Origin of the sequence: Novosphingobium sp. 9, assembly GCF_025340265.1 — a bacterium.
In the GTDB taxonomy this organism is placed as follows: domain Bacteria; phylum Pseudomonadota; class Alphaproteobacteria; order Sphingomonadales; family Sphingomonadaceae; genus Novosphingobium.
In genome coordinates this window covers 873,325-897,174 of the sequence record NZ_CP022707.1, presented here as the reverse complement: position 1 = coordinate 897,174, position 23,850 = coordinate 873,325, and the positions used below count along the sequence as shown (strand labels likewise).

General features: G+C 66.8%; 25 protein-coding genes. 11 read left to right on the top strand and 14 right to left on the bottom strand.

Translation table 11 applies throughout. The annotated features are described in order from the left end of the window. The first annotated feature begins 64 nt into the window (after window positions 1–64). Complete coding sequence (locus CI805_RS04460; RefSeq protein ID WP_260926632.1) at window positions 65–961, top strand: NAD(P)-dependent oxidoreductase; 897 nt, start codon at window positions 65–67, stop codon at window positions 959–961. Further along, a complete protein-coding gene (locus tag CI805_RS04455; RefSeq protein ID WP_260926629.1) occupies window positions 958–2,742 on the top strand; it encodes an amidohydrolase in 1,785 nt (594 codons plus the stop codon). Before CI805_RS04460 ends, CI805_RS04455 begins: the two co-directional genes overlap by 4 nt. A 57-nt stretch (window positions 2,743–2,799) precedes the next feature. Here the strand turns inward: CI805_RS04455 and tatC are convergent, their stop codons facing one another. From tatC to argS, 8 genes are all read right to left on the bottom strand, one after another. Then, window positions 2,800–3,606, bottom strand: coding sequence for a twin-arginine translocase subunit TatC (tatC, locus tag CI805_RS04450; protein WP_260926628.1), 807 nt, complete (start codon window positions 3,604–3,606; stop codon window positions 2,800–2,802). Window position 3,607: 1 nt separating this feature from the next. Beyond that, the gene (gene tatB / locus CI805_RS04445; protein WP_260926626.1) at window positions 3,608–4,063 is read right to left on the bottom strand and encodes a Sec-independent protein translocase protein TatB; all 456 of its coding nucleotides are present in this window, start codon (window positions 4,061–4,063) and stop codon (window positions 3,608–3,610) included. A 26-nt stretch (window positions 4,064–4,089) separates the two neighbouring features. Then, window positions 4,090–4,377 carry a twin-arginine translocase TatA/TatE family subunit gene (locus CI805_RS04440; protein ID WP_260926624.1) on the bottom strand — a complete coding sequence of 96 codons (288 nt, stop codon included), beginning with the start codon at window positions 4,375–4,377 and terminating at the stop codon, window positions 4,090–4,092. A 100-nt stretch (window positions 4,378–4,477) separates the two neighbouring features. After that, the gene (scpB, locus tag CI805_RS04435; RefSeq protein WP_260926622.1) at window positions 4,478–5,110 is read right to left on the bottom strand and encodes an SMC-Scp complex subunit ScpB; all 633 of its coding nucleotides are present in this window, start codon (window positions 5,108–5,110) and stop codon (window positions 4,478–4,480) included. Beyond that, complete coding sequence (locus CI805_RS04430) at window positions 5,107–5,937, bottom strand: segregation and condensation protein A (protein WP_260926621.1); 831 nt, start codon at window positions 5,935–5,937, stop codon at window positions 5,107–5,109. Before CI805_RS04430 ends, scpB begins: the two co-directional genes overlap by 4 nt. A 5-nt stretch (window positions 5,938–5,942) precedes the next feature. Beyond that, window positions 5,943–6,986 carry a beta-N-acetylhexosaminidase gene (gene nagZ / locus CI805_RS04425; protein ID WP_260926619.1) on the bottom strand — a complete coding sequence of 348 codons (1,044 nt, stop codon included), beginning with the start codon at window positions 6,984–6,986 and terminating at the stop codon, window positions 5,943–5,945. Between the two features lie 85 nt (window positions 6,987–7,071). Beyond that, on the bottom strand, window positions 7,072–7,959 hold the full coding sequence (locus tag CI805_RS04420; protein ID WP_260926618.1) for an SPOR domain-containing protein: 888 nt from the start codon (window positions 7,957–7,959) through the stop codon (window positions 7,072–7,074). A gap of 5 nt (window positions 7,960–7,964) precedes the next feature. Continuing rightward, entirely contained in the window at window positions 7,965–9,713 is a 1,749-nt protein-coding gene (argS, locus tag CI805_RS04415; RefSeq protein ID WP_260927812.1) for an arginine--tRNA ligase, read from the bottom strand. A gap of 561 nt (window positions 9,714–10,274) precedes the next feature. Between argS and miaB the strand changes: the two genes are divergently transcribed. Next, window positions 10,275–11,630, top strand: a complete 1,356-nt coding sequence (gene miaB / locus CI805_RS04410) for a tRNA (N6-isopentenyl adenosine(37)-C2)-methylthiotransferase MiaB (RefSeq protein ID WP_260926617.1) — start codon at window positions 10,275–10,277, stop codon at window positions 11,628–11,630. Then, a complete protein-coding gene (locus CI805_RS04405) occupies window positions 11,627–12,322 on the top strand; it encodes an alpha/beta fold hydrolase (protein ID WP_260926615.1) in 696 nt (231 codons plus the stop codon). The genes miaB and CI805_RS04405 overlap by 4 nt, the downstream gene beginning before the upstream one ends. Window positions 12,323–12,490: 168 nt before the next feature. On the opposite strand, the gene CI805_RS04400 is transcribed toward CI805_RS04405, so the two are convergent. Together CI805_RS04400 and CI805_RS04395 are read right to left on the bottom strand one after the other, a co-directional pair. Continuing rightward, window positions 12,491–13,093 (bottom strand): hypothetical protein, encoded by a 603-nt coding sequence (locus CI805_RS04400; protein WP_260926613.1) that lies wholly within the window; start codon window positions 13,091–13,093, stop codon window positions 12,491–12,493. A 160-nt stretch (window positions 13,094–13,253) separates the two neighbouring features. Beyond that, window positions 13,254–13,688 (bottom strand): RcnB family protein, encoded by a 435-nt coding sequence (locus CI805_RS04395; RefSeq protein ID WP_260926612.1) that lies wholly within the window; start codon window positions 13,686–13,688, stop codon window positions 13,254–13,256. A gap of 287 nt (window positions 13,689–13,975) precedes the next feature. Between CI805_RS04395 and CI805_RS04390 the strand changes: the two genes are divergently transcribed. The 4 genes from CI805_RS04390 (at window position 13,976) to CI805_RS04375 (ending at window position 17,646) form a co-directional block, all read left to right on the top strand. Further along, a complete protein-coding gene (locus CI805_RS04390) occupies window positions 13,976–15,025 on the top strand; it encodes a PhoH family protein (protein ID WP_260926610.1) in 1,050 nt (349 codons plus the stop codon). Between the two features lie 202 nt (window positions 15,026–15,227). Continuing rightward, on the top strand, window positions 15,228–15,719 hold the full coding sequence (ybeY, locus tag CI805_RS04385) for an rRNA maturation RNase YbeY (RefSeq protein ID WP_260927811.1): 492 nt from the start codon (window positions 15,228–15,230) through the stop codon (window positions 15,717–15,719). A gap of 69 nt (window positions 15,720–15,788) precedes the next feature. Then, a complete protein-coding gene (locus CI805_RS04380; protein ID WP_260926608.1) occupies window positions 15,789–16,715 on the top strand; it encodes a hemolysin family protein in 927 nt (308 codons plus the stop codon). Between the two features lie 46 nt (window positions 16,716–16,761). Beyond that, window positions 16,762–17,646 (top strand): LysR substrate-binding domain-containing protein, encoded by an 885-nt coding sequence (locus CI805_RS04375; RefSeq protein ID WP_260926606.1) that lies wholly within the window; start codon window positions 16,762–16,764, stop codon window positions 17,644–17,646. Window positions 17,647–17,833: 187 nt separating this feature from the next. Here the strand turns inward: CI805_RS04375 and CI805_RS04370 are convergent, their stop codons facing one another. Next, window positions 17,834–18,049 (bottom strand): hypothetical protein, encoded by a 216-nt coding sequence (locus tag CI805_RS04370; RefSeq protein ID WP_260926603.1) that lies wholly within the window; start codon window positions 18,047–18,049, stop codon window positions 17,834–17,836. Window positions 18,050–18,249: 200 nt separating this feature from the next. Further along, on the bottom strand, window positions 18,250–18,402 hold the full coding sequence (locus CI805_RS04365) for a hypothetical protein (RefSeq protein WP_260926600.1): 153 nt from the start codon (window positions 18,400–18,402) through the stop codon (window positions 18,250–18,252). Between the two features lie 363 nt (window positions 18,403–18,765). Between CI805_RS04365 and recQ the strand changes: the two genes are divergently transcribed. After that, window positions 18,766–20,565 carry a DNA helicase RecQ gene (gene recQ, locus CI805_RS04360; RefSeq protein WP_260927802.1) on the top strand — a complete coding sequence of 600 codons (1,800 nt, stop codon included), beginning with the start codon at window positions 18,766–18,768 and terminating at the stop codon, window positions 20,563–20,565. A 36-nt stretch (window positions 20,566–20,601) separates the two neighbouring features. On the opposite strand, the gene CI805_RS04355 is transcribed toward recQ, so the two are convergent. Further along, entirely contained in the window at window positions 20,602–21,039 is a 438-nt protein-coding gene (locus CI805_RS04355) for a hypothetical protein (RefSeq protein ID WP_260926598.1), read from the bottom strand. A gap of 146 nt (window positions 21,040–21,185) precedes the next feature. Here CI805_RS04355 and CI805_RS04350 point away from each other — a divergent pair, with 146 nt between their 5' ends. Beyond that, window positions 21,186–21,458: a metal-sensitive transcriptional regulator gene (locus CI805_RS04350; RefSeq protein WP_260926596.1), complete on the top strand. Its 273-nt coding sequence runs from the start codon at window positions 21,186–21,188 to the stop codon at window positions 21,456–21,458. Further along, window positions 21,455–22,228: a MauE/DoxX family redox-associated membrane protein gene (locus CI805_RS04345; protein ID WP_260926594.1), complete on the top strand. Its 774-nt coding sequence runs from the start codon at window positions 21,455–21,457 to the stop codon at window positions 22,226–22,228. The genes CI805_RS04350 and CI805_RS04345 overlap by 4 nt, the downstream gene beginning before the upstream one ends. 139 nt (window positions 22,229–22,367) lie before the next feature. On the opposite strand, the gene CI805_RS04340 is transcribed toward CI805_RS04345, so the two are convergent. Next, the gene (locus tag CI805_RS04340) at window positions 22,368–23,840 is read right to left on the bottom strand and encodes a L,D-transpeptidase family protein (RefSeq protein WP_260926592.1); all 1,473 of its coding nucleotides are present in this window, start codon (window positions 23,838–23,840) and stop codon (window positions 22,368–22,370) included. Window positions 23,841–23,850 lie beyond the last annotated feature (10 nt).

The following is a 23,850-nucleotide window of genomic DNA, read 5'->3' as shown; positions in this document are numbered from 1 at the left end:
ACATTTCCGAATCCGCCGCGAAGCTGATTTGCAATCGCGGCCAAAGCAGTAGAAGACGGATCGCATGAGCGAACGACGCAAGGTTTCCTTCCTTGGCCTGGGCGTGATGGGCAGTGCGATCGCGCGCCACATCGCCGAGGCCGGCCACGAACTGACGATCTACAACCGCTCGCCCGGCCGCATCGCCGCGTGGCAGGCGGCGAACCCGCAATTCGCGGTGCGCGTCGCAACAGACCCCGCCGATGCCGCGCGCGGCGCCGACGTCGTCATCACCTGCGTCGGCAATGACGACGATCTGGCCGAAGTGGTGCTTGGCCCCCACGGCGTGTTCCGGGCGATGGCGCCGGGCAGCGTGTTCATCGACCATACCACCGTCTCGGCCCGGATCGCCCGGCAGATCTCGGTCGAAGCGCGCGACCTGCACCTGCACTGCATCGATGCGCCGATGACCGGATCGCAGATCGGCGCCGAGCGCGGCACGCTCACGCTGATGTGCGGCGGCCGCAAGGATGCGGTGGAGCGCGCAAGGCCGGTGATGGAGGCCTATTCGGCCCGCATCGTCCATGTCGGCAAGGCAGGCGCGGGGCAGACCGCCAAGATGGCCTGCCAGATCTGCATCGCCGGAAACGTCGCGGCGCTGGCCGAAGCGGTACGCTTCGCGCAGGCCTCGCACCTCGACATGGAGAAGGTCTACGAAGCGATCTCGGGCGGCGCGGCGCAGTCCTGGCAGATGGACAACCGCTGGCACTCGATGAACGAGGACCGCTTCGACTTCGGCTTCGCCATCGACTGGATGCGCAAGGATCTGGGCCTCTCTATGGAAGAGGGGCGCAGCCTTGGCGTATCGATGCCGGTGGCCGCCCTGATCGATCAGTTCTATGCCGACATCCAGGCGATGGGCGGCGGGCGTCTGGATACCAGCGCCATCATCAAGCGATTGCCACGGAAAGGCTCCAAGTGACATCCAAGAGCGGCGCGCTGCGCGCCCTGTTCCTCGCCACCGCGCTCTGCGGTGTGCTGCCGACGACCGCGTTCGCCAAGAAGAAGGCGCCGGAGGTTCCCGCCACCGGAACGCTGATCGACAACGTGCAGGGCCTGACGCCCGACGGCCACGGCGGCATCGCCCGCTTCGAGGCTTTCCTGATCGGCGACGATGGCCGCGTGGTGCAGACCTTCCAGCACGGAGACAAGCTGCCCGATCGTGTGCGCTACAAGCTCGACGGCAAGCACCGCATCGTGGTGCCGGGCATGATCGACGCCGATGCCGACGTGATCGCCACCGGCATCGCGAAGATGACGCTCGACCTGACGCAGGCGCGCTCGCTGGAGGATGCCCTCTCGCGCGTGCAAGCGTGGGCCGCGGCGCACCCCGACCTGCCGTGGATACTCGGCCGCGGGTGGGACCAGAACGCCTGGGGCCTTGGCCATATGCCGAGCGCCAAGGACCTCGATGCCGTAACCGGCGGACGGCCTGCATGGCTGCTCAGCGCCGACGGACAGACCGGATGGGCGAACTCCGCCGCGCTCCGCGAAGGCGGCGTCTCTGCCGCCAGCACGGACCCTGTGGGTGGCCGGATCGAGCGGATCGCGGGCGGCAAGCAGCCGTCCGGCGTGCTCATGGCGACCGCCATGGCCCCAGTCGAAGCCAAAGTGCCGCGCCCGCGTCCGGAGGATATCGACTCCGCGCTGGGCCGCGCGCAACTGCTGTTCCTGGCACAGGGCGTGACCACGGTCTCGGCGATGGGCACTTCGATCGAGGACTGGCAGGCGATGCGCCGCGCCGCCGATGCCGGACGCCTGCGCCTGCGCGTGGTCGCCTATGCCGACAACGTGGCCGACATGGCGCTGATCGGCGGCCCCGGCCCTTCGCCGTGGCTCTATGACGACCGGCTCAAGATGAACGGCGTGGAACTGACGCTCGACGGTGGCCTCGGTTCGCACGGGGCGTGGCTGCTCAAGCCCTATGCCGACGATGCTGCGACCAGTGGGTTGCCGCAGATGAACGAGACGCAACTCGGCAACCTGATGAGCCGCGCGGCGATCGACAACTTCCAGGTCGCCGTGCGGGCCAATGGCGATGCCGCCGTGCGCACGGTACTCGATTCGATTCAGGAACTGTCGGATACCTACAAGGGCGACCGGCGCTGGCGGATCGAAGGGGCCGATGCCATCGATCCCCTCGACGTGACGCGGCTCGGCAAGGCCGGGGTCACCGTCGCCATGCAGCCGGGCGACATGGCGGACGAGCGCACCGTGGCCGAGGCCGCACTTGGCGCTCCGCGTCTGAACGAGGCTTTCGCGTGGAAGTCGGTGGCGACCGGCGGGGCGACGCTGGCGTTCGGCTCGGGCACGCCTGCGCGCATTCCGGCCCCCTTCGTCGGCATGGCCGTCGCCACCAGCCGCGCCGATGCCAGCGGTCAGCCGTTCGGCGGATGGCAGCCGCAGGAAGTGCTTGGCCGCGAGGCGGCGCTGACGGCCTATACCTCCGGTGGTGCCCATGCGCTGCTCGCCGATGACCGGCTGGGCCGGATCGCGCCGGGCTATCGCGCGGACTTCCTGTTCGTCGATCAGGACCCGACCGCCGCCACCCCGCAGCAGTTGCGCATCGCCAGGGTCGAGGAAACCTGGATCGGCGGTCAGATGGCGTGGAGCGCGGCGCAGGACAAGGCCGCACAGGACAAGGTCATGCCCGAGGACGCCAAGACCGTCATCGGTGAAGGCGACAAGGACAAACCCCGCTGATACGAAAAAGGGCCGGAAAATCCGGCCCTTTTTTATGTCGAATGGAAATGCCCGGTATCAGGCGGCGGGTGCCTCGGCCTCCGCAGCGGCAGCAGCCTCTTCCGCTGCCTTGGCCTTTGCCGCGCTGCGATCGGTGAACCACATCACGATCAGCGTGCCCTCGAACAGCATCAGCAGCGGCACCGCGAGCAGCAGCTGCGAGACGACATCGGGCGGCGTGGCCACCGCAGCGATGATAAAGATGCCGACGATGGCGTAGCGCCGCGCGCCCTTCAGCTGATCGCGGGTGATGATCCCCGCGCGGTTAAGCAGCATCAGCAGCACCGGCATCAGGAAGCTGATCCCGAAGGCGAGGATGAACTGCATCACCAGCGCCAGATAGTCACCCGTGCCCGGAAGCGCTTCGAGCTTGAGGCCACCGGTCTGCCCCTGGAAACCCAGGAAGAAGTGGAAGGCCGTGGGCATCACTACATAATAGGCCAGCGCGCCGCCCATCGTGAACAGCACCGGCGTTGCGATCAGGAACGGCAGGAAGGCCCGCTTTTCCTTGGCATAGAGCCCCGGCGCCACGAACGCCCAGATCTGGTTGGCGATCACCGGGAAGCTGACGAAGACCGCCGCGAACAGCGCCACCTTCACTTCGACGAAGAACGCCTCGTAGAGCTTGGTGTAGATCAGCTTGTCCTGCCCGGCCTCGACCAGCGGACGCACGAGGAAGCCGATCAGCTTGCCCGAGAAATAGAAGCACACCGCGAAGGCCACGGCGAAGGCCATGAACGCCCGCAGCAGACGCGTGCGCAGTTCGACCAGATGTTCGAGCAGCGGCGCCTGCGAATCGTCGATATCGGAGATGCGAAAGGCCACGTCAGCGATGCTCCTGCGAGGTATCGAGCGGGAGCTGCGGTTCGGGGGACGGCTTTGCCTCGGCGGCCTGCGTCGCTGGCGCTGCGGGCGCCGGATTTGCAGGCGTTGCGGTTTCCGGCGCCGTCGGTGCCGGAGCGGCAGCCGGGAGCGAAGGCGCCGGATCGGGCTCCGCGATCGGCGGCTGCATCGCCTCTGCGCTTTCGGCGCCGGTGCCGGTCAGCTGCGGGGCGGCCTTCATGATCGCCTCGTTCTGCTCACGCCACTTGCGCTCCATGTCCTCCAACTCCGCCTCGCGCACCATGGCATCGATGCCGGCGCGGAAGTGGTTGGAGACCTTGCGCATCTTGCCGATCCACCGGCCCGCGACGCGCAGCGCCACGGGCAGATCCTTGGGGCCGATCACCACGACCGCCACGATGACGATCAACAGTAATTCGGAGCCGCCGATGTCGAACATCGCCTGTTATCCGTTCGGTCTTGCGGTCAGTTCTGCTCGGTCTTGTTTTCGGTGGTGCCGACGTGAGGGGCAACTGGCGGCGCCACAGGCGCGACAGGCGGAACTTCCGTCGAGGTGATCTGCGCAGGCGGAGCCACCGGCGCGGGCGGCGGCGTTACCGTGCCCTTCTTCGATTCTTCCTCGTTCACGCCTTCCTTGAAGCTCTTGATGCCCTTCCCGAACTCACCCATGATTTCCGAGACGCGGCCGCGACCGAACAGCACGAGCACGATCACCAGAACGATCAGCCAGTGCCAGATCGACAAGCTACCCATAACCCTAACTCCAGTAATCGAATGCCCGATTCCGGGCCCACCTCGATTCATCTAGGCACTTTCCGGCCCCGATACCAGCCCGACTATTGCGCGGAAGGGCTCAGAGGCCCTCTTCGTCCCCAGTCGCGTGATCGTCCTGATCCTCATCGGCACCTTCACCGCCGCCACCAAGCGCCCGCTCGATCATGTCGTCGTCCACCGGATCGAGCAGGCCCGAGGCGCGCAGCTCGTCCACACCCGGAAGATCGCGCAGCGAGGCAAGGCCGAAGTGATCGAGAAATTCGGGCGTCGTTGCATAGATCACCGGACGCCCCGGCACTTCGCGCCGCCCTGCCGCACGGACCCAGCCCGCCTCCATCAGCACGTCGAGCGTGCCCTTGGCGGTCTGCACGCCGCGGATCTGCTCGATCTGCGCGCGGCTGACCGGCTCGTGATAGGCGACGATCGCGAGCACCTCGGTCGCTGCCCGGCTCAACCGGCGCGGCTCTTCCTTCTCGCGCCGCAGCAGGTGCGCGAGATCGGGCGCAGTCTCGAAATGCCAGCGCCTGCCGCGCTCGACCAGATGCACGCCGCGCGTCGCGTAATGGCGCTGCAGTTCGACCAGCGCCGGTCGCACCGCCGCGCCGCCAAGATGCGTGGAAATCTGCTCCACGCTCATCGGCGCTTCCGCCGCGAACAAGGTCGCCTCGACCGCCCGGATAAGCGCGTCGAGCGCCGGATCGCCCGCGCTCATGCCCGGCTCTCGCGCATGTTCTGGCTCTCTCTCGGCATCGCTTTCAACCGCAGCGGGCCGAACACCTGCTCCTGCACGATCTCGGCCCTTCCGGTGCGCGCCAGTTCCAGCGCGGCGACGAAGCTGGAGGCCAGTGCCGAGCGGCGCAACTGCGGGTTCGCCCAGGCGTCGTGCGCGGGCGGCAGGAAATCGCGCAGTTCCATCCAGTCGACCGCGACGCCCAGCATCGAGGATACCCGCTCGATCGCGGTGTCGAGGCTCATCACCATGCGTTCGCGCACCATGTGGACCACCGGCTGCGAGCGGACTTTGACATCACCGTAGGCCCGCACCAGATCGTACCATGAGGCCTGCCACAGCGCCTTGCGCTCCACCCGCAGCCCTTCGGGCGCGCCGCGCAGGAACACGTCGCGCCCCAGCCGGTCACGCCCCATCAGCCGCGCCGCCGCCTCCCGCATGGCGGCGAGGCGTTGCAGGCGCATTTGCAGGCGCAGCGCCAGTTCTTCGGGGCTGGGATCTTCCTGCTCCTCCCTGGGGAGCAGCATCGCGGACTTGAGGTAGGCGAGCCATGCCGCCATCACCAGATAGTCCGCCGCCAGTTCCAGCCGCAGCGCCTCCGCCTCCTCGACATAGGTCAGATAGGCATCGACCAGTTCGAGGATCGAGATCGTGCGCAGGTCCACCTTCTGGCGCCGCGCGAGATCGAGCAGCAGGTCGAGCGGACCTTCCCAGCCGTCGATCTCCAGATACAGCGCATCGCGCCGCTCGGCAGCTGCGCGCGCCTCGGCATGGTGTTCCTCGATCCCCCGTAGCGCCCCCTGCTCCATCGCGATCAGGCGGGTGCGGGAACGAGCGCAAGCAGTGCATCGCGCCGGGCAATGAGATCGGCATGCGCCGCACGGTCCGCTTCGGTGAACACGCGCGGCGTGACCGAAGCCATCGCCGCCGCCAGCCGTTCGCCAGCGCGGGGGGCAATATCGGGCAGAGCGCGCGCGATACCGGTCATGTCGTCCATCTTCGCCCAGCAGTTGAGCGCGATGTCGCAACCTGCCGCGACGGCCTGCGCGGCGAGGTCCGGCACGCTGCCCGACAGCGCCTGCATGTCGAGATCGTCGCTCATCAGCAGGCCGTCGAAGCCGATCCGCCCCCGGATGATCTCGACAATCACCCTGGGCGAGAGCGTGGCGGGCAGCGCATCGTCCCACGCGGTGTAGCGCACATGCGCGGTCATGCCGACGGGAGCGACGAAAGGCCCTGTGCTCAGCGTGCGGAACGGCTCGATGTCGCGTTCGAGTTCCTCGGCACTGGCGGTGACGGTGGGCAGTTCCTTGTGGCTGTCCGCCATCGCCCGCCCGTGGCCGGGGATATGCTTGACGCAGCCGACCACGCCCGCCAGCGCCAGCCCTTCGAGGATCGCGCGGCCCAGCGCGGTGACGCGCATCGGATCGTGGCCGAGCGACCGGTCGCCGACGATATCGTGCGCGCCGGGCTGGCGCAGGTCGAGCGGCGGATGGCAATCGAGCGTCACACCCACTTCGGCAAGATCCAGCCCCAGCGCCTCGGCATTGAGGCGCGCGGCCTCGATGGCACTGGCAGGCGCGATCTCGTAAAGCCGGTCGAACGCCTCGCCTGCCGGATAGGCTGGCCAGACCGGCGGCTTCATCCTTGCGACACGGCCACCTTCCTGATCGATCGAGATCAGCAGCCGGTCGCGGCCATGGATCGCGCGCAGCTCGTCGGTCAGCGCGCGAACCTGCTCGCGGCTCTCGATGTTGCGCCCGAACAGGATGTAGCCCGCCGGATCGGCATCGGCGAAGAAGGCGCGCTCATCAGCGCTCAGCGTCAGGCCGGAGAGGCCGAAAATTGCAGGAACCATGGCCGATCCGTCGCACGAACAGGGGGCCTCCCGCAAGATCGCGGGAGATGGATACCCTATGCCCTTGGGCTTTCCCGGCGCTTTTTCAGTTCTTGACCTGGCAGGGAATGTCCGCCTGCTGGAGCCCTTCGCACAGCGTGCGCGCGGCAGCGGCATTCTCCGTCACCGCCTGCAGGCGATAGACGGTGCCGATATCCGCCGTGCCCTGCACCACACGGTGCTGGAAAGCCGAAAGACCGTCGTAGCGCTTCTTGAGCACTGCCCAGCCCGCTTCCGCCGCCGCCGTATTGGCATAGGCGCCGACCTGCACGCCGACACCGGTCAGTGCAGGCGTCGCCGAGGCTGTCGGCGAAGGCGAAGCTGCCGCACCGGGCTTGGCGCCGACGCTGTCGAAGCCGGGCTGTGCGGGTGCGGCAGCATTGCCGCCATCGCCGTTCATCGCATCGATGCGCGCGGGGCGGCTCTGCCCTTCGGCGACCGCGAAGCTCGAATCGCCGGTGCCGTCGACCACCTGACCGCCCGGATCGTCGGGACGGACCTTGTAGGGCATCTTGGGCGCCTCGATCACGCCGCCGACCGCCACCAGTTCCTGATCGCCATGGCCGCGCGTCGCCCAGATCACCGCGCCGATGATGGCGATCACCGCCACCAGACCGAGACCGATCAGCACCAGTCCCTGCGCGCTCAGGCCGCCGCGCTCGTCATCCTCGTCCTCGTCGTCACCTTCGAGCCAGGGCAGACGCACTTCGGGCTCGCCCATGTCAAGGCGGCGCGCTTCCGAAGGCGCCTCCGAAAACCGGGGGTTCAGCCGTTCGGGCTCGTCGAAGGGTTCCGAAGCAAAGCCCTGCGCGCCGGACGGCGGCGCCTCGTGGAAGAACCCGTCTCCCGCGTTGCTGCCCGTCTCGTTGCGGCCCGCCTCGTCACGGCCATTGCCCTGCGCGCCGAACGCCTGATCCCCGAACGGATTCACCATTGCCCTTACATTTCCTCCACGGCCTCGACGCCGAGCAGGGCCAGACCGTTGCGGATCAGCTGCCCCATCTGTGCAGCCAGGAATAGCCGCGCTGCCGTCAGCTTACCATCCTGCACGTTAACGAAGCGCTTTTCGATCCGGTCGTTTCCGAGGTTCCAGTAGCCATGGAACGCGGCGGCCAGATCGCCGAGGAAGAAAGCGATCCGGTGCGCCTCGCGCGCCACGGCTGCCGCCTCGACGATGCGGGGGAACTGCGCGGCCAGCTTGACCAGCTCCAGCTCTTCGGCCCCCAGCAGTTCCAGATCGTCCGCAGACGGCGTGAAGTTGCCTTCGGCCAGACCCTTGCGCAGCGTCGAGTGGACGCGGGCATTGGCGTACTGCACGTAGAACACCGGGTTGTCCTTCGAGGCTTCGACCACCTTGGCGAAGTCGAAGTCCATCTGCGCCTCGGGCTTGCGGGTGAGCATGGTGAAGCGCACCACGTCCTTGCCCACTTCGTTCACCACGTCGGCCAGCGTGACGAAGTTGCCCGAACGCTTGGACATCTTCACCGGCTCGCCATCGCGCAGCAGTTGGACCATCTGGACCAGCTTCACCTCGAACGGGGTCTCCTCGCCGTTCTCGCCGGTCATCGCCGCAACGGCGGCCTTGATGCGCTTGACGGTGCCCGCGTGGTCCGCGCCCCAGATGTCGACGAGGGCGTCGGCGCTCTGCGCCTTCTGGAAGTGATAGGCGAGATCGGCGCCGAAGTAGGTCCAGGTGCCGTCCGACTTCTTGATCGGGCGATCCTGATCGTCCCCGAATGCGGTCGACTTGAACAGCGGCAGCTCCACCGCTTCCCAGTCGTCCAGCGTCTTGCCCTTGGGCGCTTCGAGCACGCCGTCGTAGACCAGACCCTTGGCGCGCAGCCACGCTTCGGCCTCGTCCGGCTTGCCCGAGGCCTGCAGTTCGGCCTCCGACGAGAACAGATCGTGGTGGATGCCGAGCAGGGCGAGGTCCTGCTTGATCATCACCAGCATCGCCGCGACCGCCTTTTCGCGGAACAGCACCAGCCACTCCGATTCGGGCGCCTTGGCGTACTTGTCGCCGAACTCGGCGGCGAGCTGTTCGCCCACCGGGATCAGGTATTCGCCCGGATAGAGCCCCTCGGGGATCGCGCCGACCTCTTCGCCAAGCGCCTCGCGATAACGGACATGCGCCGAGCGGGCGAGCACCTGCACCTGTGCGCCCGCATCGTTGACGTAGTATTCCTTGACCACCTTGTGGCCTGCGAACTCCAGCAGGCTGGCCAGCGCATCGCCGACCACCGCGCCGCGGCAGTGGCCCATGTGCATCGGGCCGGTGGGGTTGGCCGAGACGTATTCGACGTTCACCACCTTGCCGCCGCCCATCGTCGAGCGGCCGTAATCCGCACCCAGCGTGCCGATCGCGCGCAGTTCGGCGATCCAGGCGGCGGGCGAGAGGCGCAGGTTGATGAAGCCCGGCCCGGCGATCTCGGCCGAGGTGACATCCTCCAGCTTGGCGAGTTCGGCCACCAGCGCCTCGGCCACGTCGCGCGGCTTCATGCCCGCAGGCTTGGCCAGCACCATCGCGGCATTGGTGGACAGGTCGCCATGCGAGGGATCGCGCGGCGGCTCGACCGTGATCGCCCCTCGCTTGAGGCCGCCCGGCAGCGAACCGGCCGCTTCCAGCGCATCGAGCGCGGCGTTCAGGTGGCCTGCAAAGGCGGCGTACAAAGTTTCGGTCTTGCTCATGACGCGCGCGGATAGCGGGAAATCACGCTTTATGCGACCCGAAATGCAGGCAGCCGCTTCACCCAAGGTGACACTCTGGTTGACACAGTTGACACGGTCCAGAGGCAAAGTGTCACCTTGCCCCCGAGTGTCACCTTGCGGGGCCCGTGCATAGCGCTGCGCACGCCGCAGAGCCCCGAGGCGTTGCCCCTCGTCCCACGCCTCGGCAAATACCTCTCCCAGCCGCTCTCGCAGCCGATAGGCCGACTGGCGGCTCATCCCCACCAGCGCCGCACTCGCCGCGACCGAGTATCCGAAGGCCAGCGCGCGCAGGAACACGAGCGCCTTCTCCTTCGTCCAGCGGTATTCGCTGTTGGGCACGGGTTGCAGGCAGGAAAGGGCGAGCGGGGCGAGGAGAGCTGTCCATGCCCCCGAAAATACCGGAAGGTGCAGAGTGTAGGAAAACGGTTTGGAAGGCAGCTGTTCTGTGAACAGGCAGGCTATGTCAGCTTTTCGTTCTGCTCTTCCCCCCTGCCCTCTTCCCCCTGTCCAAGCCCGCGCTTTTCCGGTATCGGCGCGGCCATGCAGACACCTTCTTCTCCTGTTGCGAATCCGAAGACCTACCGGGTCAAGAGCTTCGGCTGCCAGATGAACGTCTATGACGGCGAGCGCATGGCCGAACTGCTGGCCGAGCAGGGCATCGCCCCTGCGCCGGAGGGCGAGGATGCCGATCTGGTGGTGCTCAACACCTGCCATATCCGCGAAAAGGCAGCGGAAAAGGTCTATTCAGACATCGGCCGCCTGAAGCGCGACGATGGCACCTCGCCGCTGATCGCGGTCGCGGGCTGCGTCGCGCAGGCCGAGGGCGAGGAGATCATGACCCGTGCGCCCGCCGTGAAGATGGTGGTCGGTCCGCAGGCCTATCACCGCCTGCCGCAGATGGTCGCCGAGGCCGTCGCCGGTCGCCGCGCCACCGATACCGACATGCCTGCCGAGACCAAGTTCGACGCGCTGCCGCGTCGCCGCAGGTCCGGTCCATCGGCGTTCCTGACGGTGCAGGAAGGCTGCGACAAGTTCTGCACCTATTGCGTGGTGCCCTATACCCGCGGCGCGGAAATCTCGCGCCCCTATGCGGCGCTGATCGACGAGGCCAAGCGGCTGGTCGAGGCCGGCGCGCGCGAGATCACGCTGCTGGGCCAGAACGTCAATGCGTGGAGCGGCGAAGACGCGAAGGGTCGCGCAGTAGGCCTCGATGGCCTTGCCCGCGAACTGGCGGCGATCCCGGAGCTGGCGCGTATCCGCTACACCACCAGCCACCCCAACGACATGACGCAGGGGCTGATCGACGCGCATAGCGAGATCGCCAAGCTGATGCCGTTCCTCCACCTGCCGGTGCAGGCGGGCAACGACCGCGTGCTCAAGGCCATGAACCGCAGCCACACGGTGGAAAGCTATCTGAAAATCCTCGACCGGGTGCGCGCCGTGCGCCCGGACATCGCGCTGTCGGGCGATTTCATCGTCGGCTTCCCCGGCGAGACCGAGGCCGAGTTCGCGGACACGCTCAAGCTGGTGGACGCGGTCGGCTATTCGCAGTGCTACAGCTTCAAGTATTCCCCGCGCGCCGGAACCCCTGCGGCGACGATGGGCGATCAGGTTCCCGCCGCCGTGATGGACGAGCGGCTCCAGCGGCTTCAGGCCGCGCTCAACCGCGATCAGGCCGCCTTCAACGCCGCGACCGTGGGCAAGACCTGCACCGTGCTGGTCGAGCGGCGCGGCAAGCTTCCCGGCCAGTGGCTGGGCAAGTCGCCGTGGTTGCAGTCTGTCCACTTCATCGGCGAGGCCGCGATCGGCGATCTGGTGACGGTGGAGATCGCCAGCGCCGGGCCGAACAGCCTGGCCGGTGTGCTCAAGGTTCCGGCGGACGCCTCCGCCGCATGACCGTGAAGACACCGCTGGTTCTCGTCCCCGGCCTTGCCTGCGATGCGACGCTGTGGGCCGCCCAGCGCGCAGGGCTTGCCGATGTGGCGGATGTCTCCATCGCCGATACGCTGAACGACGATTCGATCACACTGATGGCCGCGCGCCTGCTGGCCTCGGCGCCCGAGCGCTTCGCCATCGCCGGGCTGTCGATGGGCGGCTACGTGACGATGGAAGTGTGGCGGCAAGCGCCCGAACGCGTCAGCCACCTCGCGCTGATCGACACCAGCGCCCGCGCCGATACCGAGGGGGACACGCGCCTGCGCGAAGCGGCGATCGCCAGCGCCCGTACCAACGGCTATGCCGAGATGCTGCGAAACGGCCTGCGCCATTTCGTCGCGCGCGACTGCCCCGAGCCGATCTTCCAGAGCGTGTTGCAGATGGCCCAGCGCGTCGGCCTTGGCACGTACATGGCCCAGCAACAGGCGATCATGGATCGTATCGATTCGCGCGAGACGCTGACGACCGTCACGGTTCCCGCGCTGGTGGTGGTCGGCGACGAGGACCGCGTGACCCCGCCCGAACGCGCCCGCGAAATGGCAGGCGCGATCCCCGGCTGCGCCTATGTCGAGATTGCCGACTGCGGCCACATGGCGACGATGGAACGCCCCGAGGCGGTCAACGCCGCCCTGCGCGAATGGCTGGCGCGATAGGCAACGCGCTGCGGCCTTCACGCGGTCGAGCTTCAGGCCTTATCTAGCCCGGCCTTCTTTTCGTCATCCCCGCGAAGGCGGGGATCCAGTCACGCGCGTTTTTCGTGTATCGAACCGGCGTACTGGATTCCCGCCTTCGCGGGAATGACGAAGCTGGAGAATACGCCCTCAGTTCGCGCCCTCTGTCGCTCCGTCAACCGGCGCCGGAAGCGGCTGGAGTTCGGCCTGCGGGATCAGCACCTTGCCAAGGGTGTCGCTCGGCTCGGCAGGGGCGACGGTGGGATTGTCGGCATAGGCCTTGCCGTCGAACGGCACGCGCATCACGCCCGCATCGGCCCCGCCGCCCGACACGCTGACGGCCAGATCGCGCCAGCCGTTGGTCTTGCTGTCGAGCACGCCTACCGGCATCTGCACGACCGAAAGATCGCCGACCATGCGCCAGCTGTCGCCATCCGGTGTCAGCACGATCAGGTCGCAGCCCCCGCTGCCGCACAGCATCGAGCCGCCCGCATAGAGCAGCACTTCGTCCTTGCCGTCGCCATTGAGGTCCACCGTGGCCTTGGCATAGCGCAGCGAATCGATCTCGGAGCGCAGATCGCCTGCAAAATGCGCCTTCAGCCAGTCCTCGGGCGACTGGCGCGTCACCACGGCTTCGGTCGGCGCCGCGCTTTGCGTGGGCGCGGGCTGCGGCGCGCTCTTGTCCTTGCACGAGGCGAGAGCCAGCGCCGAGACGGCGGCGAGCGAGCAGGCGATGATGCGAAGCGTGTTCATGGCGCAAGGGATAGCGCCGCCGCCGCCTTGCCGCAACGGCGCGCGGTGCCCGTTTCGCCAGACCACTGAGCCCGTTCGTCGCATGCGAAAAAGGCCCCGGCGCGAACCGGGGCCTCCTTGCGTACGGGGGAACGTACTTGGGTGTCTGTATAAGGGCAGCTTACCAGAAGAAGCCGTTGTAGGCCTGGAGCACCACGCCGGTGCGGGTGTTCACCAGCACCACATCGTTGCCGTAGCGAATCCAGCGGGCACCGGCGCGCGGCGCGGGCAGGCGATAGCGGGCATAGTCGTTCACCCAGTAGCGCTGGCCGTAATAGGCAGGCGCGAAGCGGTGGCCAACGCCGACGCGAACATAGCGGTAGCCGCGCGGGCCTGCATAGGCCGGGCGATGATAGACGTCGCGGTGAGCCTGACGATAGTCGCGCCAGTCCTCGCGGCGCTCCTGACGGTCACGACGCAGTTCGCGGCGGTCCTGGCGGATCTCGCGATTGTCGTGACGGACTTCCGCACGCGACTGCGCCGAAGCGATCGTAGGGGCTGCCAGCGCGGGCAGCGCGACACTTGCAGCGGCAACGGCCATCAGGATCTTCTTCATGGTTGCTCTCCTTCTCTATTCCGGAGCCCCCTTGTTCGGGGACCACGCATTCATGTTTGCCCCCGCCAAGCTGAATTCGCATCGAACCGGCAGTGCAGCATGTGGCAAGAAATGTCGCAGCAGCGCTACAGTTGCGTAACAGGACGCCGAAACGACCGATTATCCCCCATGAAACGATTTTCTCCGCTATCGGCGCCCTTGCGCGGCGCGATGTGCGGAGCCATCTTCAAGACAGGACGAATGGCGTTTTCCATCTGTCCTTTGCGAGAGAACCCCGAAAGGAGCGCATGGCCCGAAAAGCAGCCCGTGCCGTAGACCCGGCGCAACTCCGTCCCGAAACCCACCGTCGTGCCCGAGCCGAACTGGATTTCGACGAACCCGTGCTGCTGGGGGCCTTGTTCGGCCAGTTCGACGCCAACCTCGTGCAGGTGGAAAACCGCCTCGGCGTCTACATTTCCGCGCGCGGCAACAAGATCATGATCGAAGGCCCCGACGATTCGGTGGCCCGCGCGCGTGAGACGCTGACCGGCATGTACCGCCGTCTCGAACAGGGGCAGGACCTCGATTCGGGCGCCATCGAATCGCTGATCGCGATGAGCACCGAGCCCACGCTGGAAGGCATCATCACCGGCGATGCCGGGGCCGGCGTGCCGCCGATCATGATCCGCACGCGCAAGAAGACGATCGTGCCGCGCTCGGCGACGCAGATCGACTATATGCGCCAGCTGACCAAGGCCGACGTGATCTTCGCGCTCGGCCCAGCAGGCACCGGCAAGACTTACGTTGCCGTCGCGCAGGCGGTCAGCCAGCTGATGACCGGTTCGGTCCAGCGCCTGATCCTCTCGCGCCCGGCGGTGGAAGCGGGTGAGAAGCTCGGCTTCCTGCCCGGCGACATGAAGGACAAGGTCGATCCCTACCTGCGCCCGCTCTACGATGCGCTGTACGACTGCATGCCGCCCGAGCAGGTGGAGCGTCGTCTGGCGAATGGCGAGATCGAGATCGCGCCGATCGCCTTCATGCGCGGCCGCACGCTGGCCGATGCCTTCGTCATTCTCGACGAGGCGCAGAACACCACGCGCGAGCAGATGAAGATGTTCCTCACCCGCTTCGGCCAGAACAGCCGCATGGTGGTGTGCGGAGACCCGCGTCAGGTCGACATCCCCGGCGGCGATCGCATGTCGGGCCTCGCCGATGCGGTGAACCGGCTGGAAGGCATCGAAGGCGTCGCCGTCACCCGCTTCACGGCAGCGGACGTGGTGCGCCACCCGATCGTCGGCCGCATCGTCGAGGCCTACGAAGGCCCGCTCGACGCCGCCGAAGCCGCCAAGGTGCATTGAGGGCAGGCTGCGCCTGTGCCTCTGGATCCCCGCCTTCGCGGGGATGACGAGAGATAGGTAAATCCGTTTCATCCTCGTCATCCCCGCGAAGGCGGGGATCCAGCTATTTTCTCTTTCCTTTCCGCTGCTGGTGGGCAGCGGACGAATTAAAACCCCGCCATCCCGCTTCCCTCGCTCCGCCCCACAGGCTAGGACGGACGTGATGAATCTCGAAATCGACATCGAAGAACCCTGGCCCGGCGATACCGACTGGCCGGACCTTGCCGAACGCGCCGCCGAGGCGCTGGCCCAAGTCGCCCCCGAACTCGACAACGTGCGGCTGATGGTCAGCCTGCTGTTCACCAGCGATGCCGAAGTGCAGGTGCTCAACCGCGAGTGGCGCGGCAAGGACAAGCCGACCAACGTCCTCTCGTTCCCGATGATGGAGCGCGACGACCTGCTCGATCTCGCCCCCGACGGCGCCCCCGACATGCTGGGCGACATCGCGCTGGCCTTCGAGACCTGCGCGCGCGAGGCGGCGGACAAGGGCATCGCGGTTGCCGATCACGCCAGCCACCTGATCGTCCACGGATTGCTGCACCTTGCCGGGCTCGACCACGAGATTTCCGAGGAGGATGCCATCGCGATGGAGGCCCTCGAAACAAAGGCGCTTGCCCTGCTCGACCTTCCCGACCCATATGGGGATCGCACCTAAAGGCTGGCGTTTTTCGCAATTGCCTGCAATGCATCGAAACTGACACTTCTACAGGGGATTTCCATCACCATGGCCGACAATGGCCGCACCACCGAGACCGGCTCGGGAGAACCGGACAGTAGCGGCACGCTCTGGCGTGTCTTCCGCAGGCTTTTCCAGTCCGATGCCGACCAGTCGCTGCGCGCCCGCCTCGAAGAGGTGATCGACGATCACGAGGGCGACGAGACTCCGGAAGTCGCAGGATCGGGCGATCTTTCGCCGATCGAGCGGCAGATGCTGCGCAACCTCCTGCACTTTTCCGAACACGATGCCGACGATGTGGCGATCCCGCGCGGCGAGATCATCGCCCTGCCCGCCTCGGCCAGTTGGGACGAAGTGATCGAGGCCTTTGCCGAGCACGGCCACAGCCGCATGCCGGTCTATGGCGAGACGCTCGACGAGATTCGCGGCATGATCCACATCAAGGACGTGTTCCCCATCCTCGCCCGCAAGGCGCCGCCGCCCGCCGACTGGACCGTGCTGATGCGCCAGCCGCTGTTCGTGCCGCAGGCGCGCGGCGCGCTCGACGTGCTGGCCGACATGCGCGCGCGCCGCACCCACCTGGCCGTGGTGATCGACGAATATTCGGGCACCGACGGCATCGTCACCTTCGAGGATCTGGTCGAGGAAATCGTCGGCGATATCGAGGACGAGCACGACGATGCCCCCGAAGACCTGCTGGTGCCGCTGGAAAACGGCATGTGGGAGGCCGATGCCCGCGTCGAACTCGAAGAAGTGGCGCAAAGAATAGACACCCGGCTCGCCGAAGTTGAGGAAGCAGTTGACACTTTGGGCGGACTGGCCTTTGTCCTCGCGGAGAAAGTCCCGGAGGTCGGCACGATCCTGGAGCATGACAGCGGTTGGCGTATCGAGGTGATCGACGGCAACGAGCGCCACGTCTCCCGGCTCAGGCTTCATCCGCCCGAGGACGATTTGGCGAGAGACCCCCAAACCTGAAACGTGCGCCCTTCACCGGGTGCCCAGCGGAAGAAAAGAACAGACCTTGCCCGTTCGTCGCCTCCCCCCCCTTCGCGCTCTTGAAGCATTCGTCCGTGTGGTCCGTCTGGGATCGGCCAAGGCGGCTGCCAACGAACTCGCGCTCAGCCCCTCCGCGCTTTCGCGCCGGGTCGCGGCGCTGGAGGACTTCACCGGCAAGCGGCTGTTCACACGCCAGCATCAGGCGATGAAGCTGACGGACGAAGGCATGGCGTTCTACAATGTCGTCGGCCCCAAGCTGGAAGAGCTGGCCGAAGCGGTGGAATCGCAGATCGATCGCGGTCAGGTGCTGCGCCTGCATCTGGGCGTGCCCGCGCTGTTCGGCGGCCAGCGCCTGTTCCCGCGCCTGCCCGAACTGCGCAAGCTGCACCCGCGCCTGCACATCGACATCGACACCGGATCGAACCTCGAAGGCCGCGTCGGCGATACGCTGGATGCCGCCGTGATCCTCTCGAAGGAGCCGGACCCAGCCTTCTACAAGGTGCAACTCGATCACAACAAGGTCTACGCCATCGTCTCGCGCGAGCTGGCCGAGGCGATCGGCCCGGTTCCCGATCGCGAGAAGCTGTCGAAGCAGACCTTCCTCATCCACAACGACCTGCCCGAAAGCCTCGATGCGTGGAAGACCGCCATCGGCATGAACAAGCTGGAGGCCGCCTCGGTCGACCGCTTCAATTCGGGTCAGCTGGTTCTGGAAGCGGCGGCGCAGGGCCTTGGCATCGCCATCATGCACGACGACCACTTCCGCCGCGCGCATGACGACCGGCTTGCCCGCCTCTACGATATCGAGGTCGACAGCCCCTATCGCTACTGGTTCATCTGCCGCCCCAAGGCGCTGGAAACCCGCCCCGTGCGCATCTTTCACGAGTGGCTGCTGAGCGCGGGCCTCTAAGAGCCCGTTTGAGAATGCGCCTGACGGCGCATCGCGGCACCGGCCCCCTTTTTGCTTTTTGGCGCCCCCACCCTGCCACCCGCAGGATACTACCGTTGGGTGGCAGGGTGGGGGCGTGGGCCGGTGCCGCCTCTGAAATCGCTCTTTCGCGATTTCTCAAATGGCCTCTAAGGCCACGATTTCAGGACTACAGTTCGGCGGCGGCATCCTGCATCGCAAGCACCTCCAGCGCCGAGGCCAGACCGCGCGCGGCGAGTTCGTCCAGCGCCGACGCGGTGTCTCGTCCCATCTGACGCGCGAGCGCCTTCACGGCGCGCGCATCTTCGGCAAAGGCCTGCTCGTCCAGCCATGCCGCATGCAGTTCCTGGCGCCGCACAAAGGCGCCGTTCCAGTCGATACCCATAACGCGATACTCCCGTTCCTGCACGACGGGAGAGAATCGCCCGCCGCCTCTGGAAAGGCGTTCTGGACGCGTCAGCGCAAAGCCGCGCCTAACGGGCGAGAGCGCGGATCGACGAGGGATGCAATCGTTTAAAATTTACCTTTGCCGTACCCGAACGAAAGTGGTGCGACCCGACTCGGCTCGTGCGGCAGGATCTCTTCTCATCCCCGACCGAACAGGCGCCGCAGGATTCCGGCGGGCTGGTCCATCGGCTGGATCGGGCCATAGGTATTGAGGCGCTGGTGCGCATCGCGGTGCGAACGAGGAAGCACCGACTCGTGCGGGCGGCTGCTGCGGAAAACGTAGGCAGACATAAGCAAGACTCCCTGTTGTCCATTCGTCTTTGGTAAAACTCCCATGGCCGCGAAAAGTGCCCGAGTTTCGGCATGGGCATAACAGCCCGCGCAAAATGCGGCATCCGGGCAACACCGGATCGCACCCGAAGCAGCGGGTAAAGGTGCCGGAAAAGAGCACCGAAAAAGAGGGCGGCAAATTCGGGGCATGACCGCCTGCACCGCCTTCCCATCGCCCCGGCGCATCTGGCATAGGCTGCCTCCGTGACCGAGCACGAGAACGACGACAACTGGCCAGACGCCACCTCCTGGTACGCCGAAGATGACGGCAGCGACCACGGCTGGGCGCCGGTGGCCGACTACGAAGACTTCGCCCCTGCCCCCATCCTCGAAGCCGGGCCGCCGCCCTCGCCCGAGGATGTCTCGCGCGCGCTGCACGAGACCTTCGGCTTCTCGGGCTTTCGCGGCGTGCAGGATCAGGTGGTTGGCCGCGTGCTCGAAGGCCGCTCGACACTGGCGGTGATGCCGACCGGCGCGGGCAAGTCGCTGACCTACCAGTTGCCCGCCGTGCTGCTGAACGGCACGTGCGTCGTCGTCTCGCCGCTGATCGCGCTGATGCACGACCAGTTGCGCTCGGCCCGTGCCAACGGCATCCGCGCCGCCGCGCTCACCAGCGCCGATACCGACCGCGATGCCACCATGCGCGCCTTTCGCGCGGGCGAACTGGACCTGCTCTACGTCGCCCCCGAACGCGCCAGCCAGCCGCATTTCCGCGAACTGCTGTCGCGCGCGCGCGTGGCGCTCTTCGCCATCGACGAGGCGCACTGCGTCTCCGAATGGGGCCACGATTTCCGGCCCGACTACCGCCTGCTCAAACCGCTGCTGGATGCCTTTCCGGACGTGCCGCGCCTCGCGCTGACCGCGACGGCGGACCGTCACACCCGCGCCGATATCCTGACGCAGCTGGGCATCGCCGAGGACGGGCTGATCGTCGCCGGGTTCGACCGACCGAACATCCGCTATGCGATCCGCCCGCGCGAGACCGTGCAGCGCCAGCTGAAGGCCGTGCTCGACGAGAACCCCGGCCCCGGCATCGTCTATGCCTCCACCCGCGCCCGTGTGGAGCAACTGGCCGAGGGGCTTGCCCGCGACACCGGCCGCCGGGTGCTGCCCTATCACGCGGGGCTTTCCCCCGAAGTGCGCGCCCGCAACCAGGCCGCCTTCGTGGCCTCGGAAGACATGGTGATGGTGGCGACCGTCGCTTTCGGCATGGGTATCGACAAGCCCGACGTGCGCTTCGTGGCGCATGCCGGCATCCCCAAGTCGATCGAGGGCTATTATCAGGAGACCGGTCGTGCCGGGCGCGACGGCGATCCCTCGGTGGCGATCATGCTGTGGGGCGCGGACGACTTTGCCCGCGCCCGCCAGCGCCTGTCCGAGATCGAGCCGCATCGCCTAGCCAGCGAGCGCCAGCGCCTCGATGCCCTCGCCGGACTGGTCGAGACCGCCGCCTGCCGCCGCGCCGTGCTGCTGCGCCACTTCGGCGAGGAACCGCCCGCCACCTGCGGCAACTGCGACAACTGCCTGACGCCCCCATCGGTCAACGATGTCACCGAACTCGCGCGCAAGCTGCTCTCGGCGGTCTATCGCACGGGGCAGAGCTTTGGCCTCGGCCATCTGGAGAAAGTCCTCGGCGGCGTCAGCGACGACCGCGTGCTCCAGCGCGGGCATGACCAGCTCTCGGTCTTCGGCATCCTGACCGAAGACGAGCGCCCGCTGCTCAAGCCGCTCGCTCGCGCTTTGCAGGCGCGCGGCAGTCTGGTGCCGACCGAGCACGGCGGCCTCGCGCTGGGTGGCGATTCACGCGATATCCTGAAAGGCGAGGCGAGCGTGATGATCGTCGTGCCGCCGCGCAGCGAACGCCGCAAGCGCGGCAGTCGCGGCGGCAACGATGGCCCCGATCCGTTCGGCGATCCGCTGTTCGAGGCGCTGCGCGAACTGCGCCGCTCGCTTGCCGCCGAAGCGGGCGTGCCGCCCTATCACATCTTCTCCAACGCCACCTTGCGCGAGATGACCGAGACGCGCCCTGCCAGCCGCAGCGATCTGGCTGCGATCGGCGGCGTCGGCGCCTACAAGCTCGATGCCTATGGCGAGGCGTTCCTGCAGGCTATTCGCGAGAACTGAGGGGCCGCGAGAACTGGCGAAGGCGGTCCGGCGCCGTCAGGCGGACAGCTTGCGCCCCTCGATCGACCGCCAGCCACAGAACCAGCCCGCCCCCATCAACGCCGCCAGCAGGTGCGCCACCGTCGTCACCGGCGGGAAGGTGACGGCGTAATAGACAAGGCCCAGCGCGCCGGCGCTCAACAATGCCAGACGCAAAGGCCTGCCACGGCCACCTGTACCGGCAAAGGCATGGCCATATAGGGCCGACCATACCAGCGAGACGCCCGCGGCATTCATCACCAGCCAGAGCGACACCTGCAACACGGCGATAACAACGGCAAGCGGCACCCAGCCCCCGCGTTGATCGACCGGCGATGCTTCCGGCACCGTGTGAAGGCCGACACCCGCCGCCACCAGCGCATAGTTGATGACGCAATGCTTCACGCTGCCGTCGTAAGTGGCGCCGAGCAGCAGCGCCGTCGTTACATTCGCCACTCCGGCCCCCACCACACCCGATATCATTCTGCCGACGGACGACACTTCATGCAACGCCGCTGTGCAAAGGCCTTGAACTTGTGCGGCCCCTCCCCAAATACCCCCATGGGTATTTTAAAAACCCGGTGAAACGACGAGTTCTCATCATGCATCATGACCGCACCCGCACCATCAACCGGCTGAAACGCATCGAGGGACAGGTGCGCGGGCTTCAGCAGATGCTGGTCGACCAGCGCTACTGCATCGACGTGCTGCACCAGTTGCAGGCGGTGAAGGCGGCGCTGGGCAAGGCCGAGAGCGAAATTCTGGGCGAACATGCCGCGCACTGCGTGGCCGAGGCGATCGCTTCGGGCGATCCGGCGGCGCAGACCGCCAAGTTCGCGGAACTCGTCGACCTGTTCGAGAAGGTGAAACGATGACCACTGCTGCCACTTCCCCCGCCTCAGCCGCGCCTTCGGGCAAGCCCGTCGCCCGGCTCTATCGCATGGTGTTCGACAAGCACGTCTGCCCCTGGGGTCTGCGGGCGAAGTACCTGCTCGAAAAACAGGGCTATGCGGTCGAGGACCACTGGCTGCGCAACCGCGACGAGGTGGACGCCTTCAAGCGCGAGCACGACGTGAAAACCACGCCGCAGACCTTCATCAACGGCGAGCGGATCGGCGGTCATGACGACCTGCGCCGGTTCCTGGGCAAACCGGTGCGCGATCCCAAGGCGACCAGCTACCGCCCGGTCCTCGCCATCTTCGCGATGGCCGCGCTGATGGCGCTGGCGACCAGTTGGGCGACTTCGGGTGCGCTGCTGACGATGCGCGCGGGCGAATGGTTCATCGCCTATTCCATGGCGATCCTCGCCACGCAGAAGCTGCAGGATATCGAGAGCTTCTCGACGATGTTCCTGGGCTATGATCTGCTCGCGCGACGCTGGGTGCCCTATGCGAAGATCTATCCCTTTGCCGAGGCGCTGGCGGCGGTGCTGATGATCTCGGGCGCGCTGACCTTCGTGGCCGCGCCCATCGCGCTGGTGATCGGCGGCATCGGCGCCGTTTCGGTGTTCTACGCCGTCTACATCCAGAAGCGCGAGCTGAAGTGCGCCTGCGTCGGCGGCAGTTCGAACGTGCCGCTGGGCTTCGTTTCGCTCACCGAGAACGTGATGATGGTGGCGATGGCCCTCTGGATGCTGCTGAAGTGATGGATGCTGCTGAAGTGAGGGAATACGTCGCCCCGAAAAAGGCAAAGGCGGCGTTCAGCACTGTAACGCCGCCCTCCCTTTCGTCATCCCCGCCTGCGCGGGAATGACGAAGAATAGAATCTGTATCGTAACTGCCTGATCAGAGCGGGTTATCCAGCTTGATCACCGCCTCGTCGCTGGCGCGCTGGGTAGTGTGGAGCTGGCGCGGCGCCTTGAAGCTGTCGAGCACCGGCTTGTCGCGACCGTAGAGGTCGTCGAACTGCGTCAGCGTGCCGTCGATGTTGCGGGCATAGGTGAAGTAGACAAGGTACACCGGGAAGGTGCGCGTCATGTTCACCTTGGTGTACTTGCCCGAGCGCGAGATCTCCGCCGCCTTTTCCGGGTCCATCTGGGCCCCGAGGATCGCCATCGTCATACCCAGCTCCACCGCGCGCTCGGTACGCACGCAGCCGTGGCTGAACGCGCGGACCTTGGCGTTGAAGTAGGACTTGGCGGGCGTGTCGTGGAGATAGATCGCGTGCGGGTTGGGCATGTCGATCTTCATCATGCCCAGCGCGTTGTTCGGGCCGGGCTGCTGCACCACCCACGCCGGACCGGTGCCGTTCTGGACCAGCTTGTAGCCGTTGTTCTTCGCCCAGTTCGGATTGGCGGCAACCTTGGCGGCGAGCCCTTCACCCTTCGAGATCGACTGCGGCACTGTCCACGTCGGGTTGAACACCACGTCCGTCACCGTCTCGGCCAGCTGCGGCGTCGCGGTGCGTCCCGGCTTGCCCACCACCGTCTTGTAGGTGCGGATGATGTTGTTCTTCACCGTCAGGCGCAGCTGGAACTCGGGGATGTTGGTGATGAGGTAAACGTCACCCAGATCGCGCTTGAGCCAGCGCCAGCGATCCATGTTCGCCTGAATCAGCGCGCGCTTGGCGACCTGCGCCTTGGGCGTGGCGGCCAGCGCGTCCTTGAGGATCTGGTAGTCGGGGATCGTCGGCGCCAGTTCGCTCACCACCCCGGCGATGTCATGGCTGGACAGCGCCTGCGCCATCACCTGTTCGGTCGGCGTGGTGTCCTGATCAGGATCGACCGCGAACCACTGCACGCGATCGGTCATCGGCGTGCGCCCGTCGCGCAGATCCTCGATCAGCCAGCCGAAGGTGCGGCTCGCCTGCTGGTCGAGCGCGTCGCCCGCCCCGCCCATGATCGCGGTGTTGAGCGCATCGGGCTGGTAATCCGCCGGGATCAGGCCTTCCGAACCGATCCCGCGGATCAGCTTGAGCAGCGCCTTGGCGTCCGCCACCGTCCACGACATCACCGGCTCGACCACGGGCACGATCTGACCATTGGCGCTTTCCGGGGTGCCCGGTGCCGGAAGCGGCTGGACCACGGGCTTCGAGGTCTCGATCGGAGCAGGCGTCGCCACCGCAGCCGGAGCGGCCTTCGCGCTGCCCGACTTCGCCTTGGGCGTGGCGGTCGCGGTCGGCTCGGGCGATGACATCTGCTGGGGCAGGAGGTCCGCCGGCTGGCGCTGAGTCGCGGCCTCGGCCACCAGCGGCTGTGCCACGAGACCGGTCACGGTCAGCGCGGGAATCACCTTGCGGGCCAGAACAGACCCCGCCATCAGCGAACCG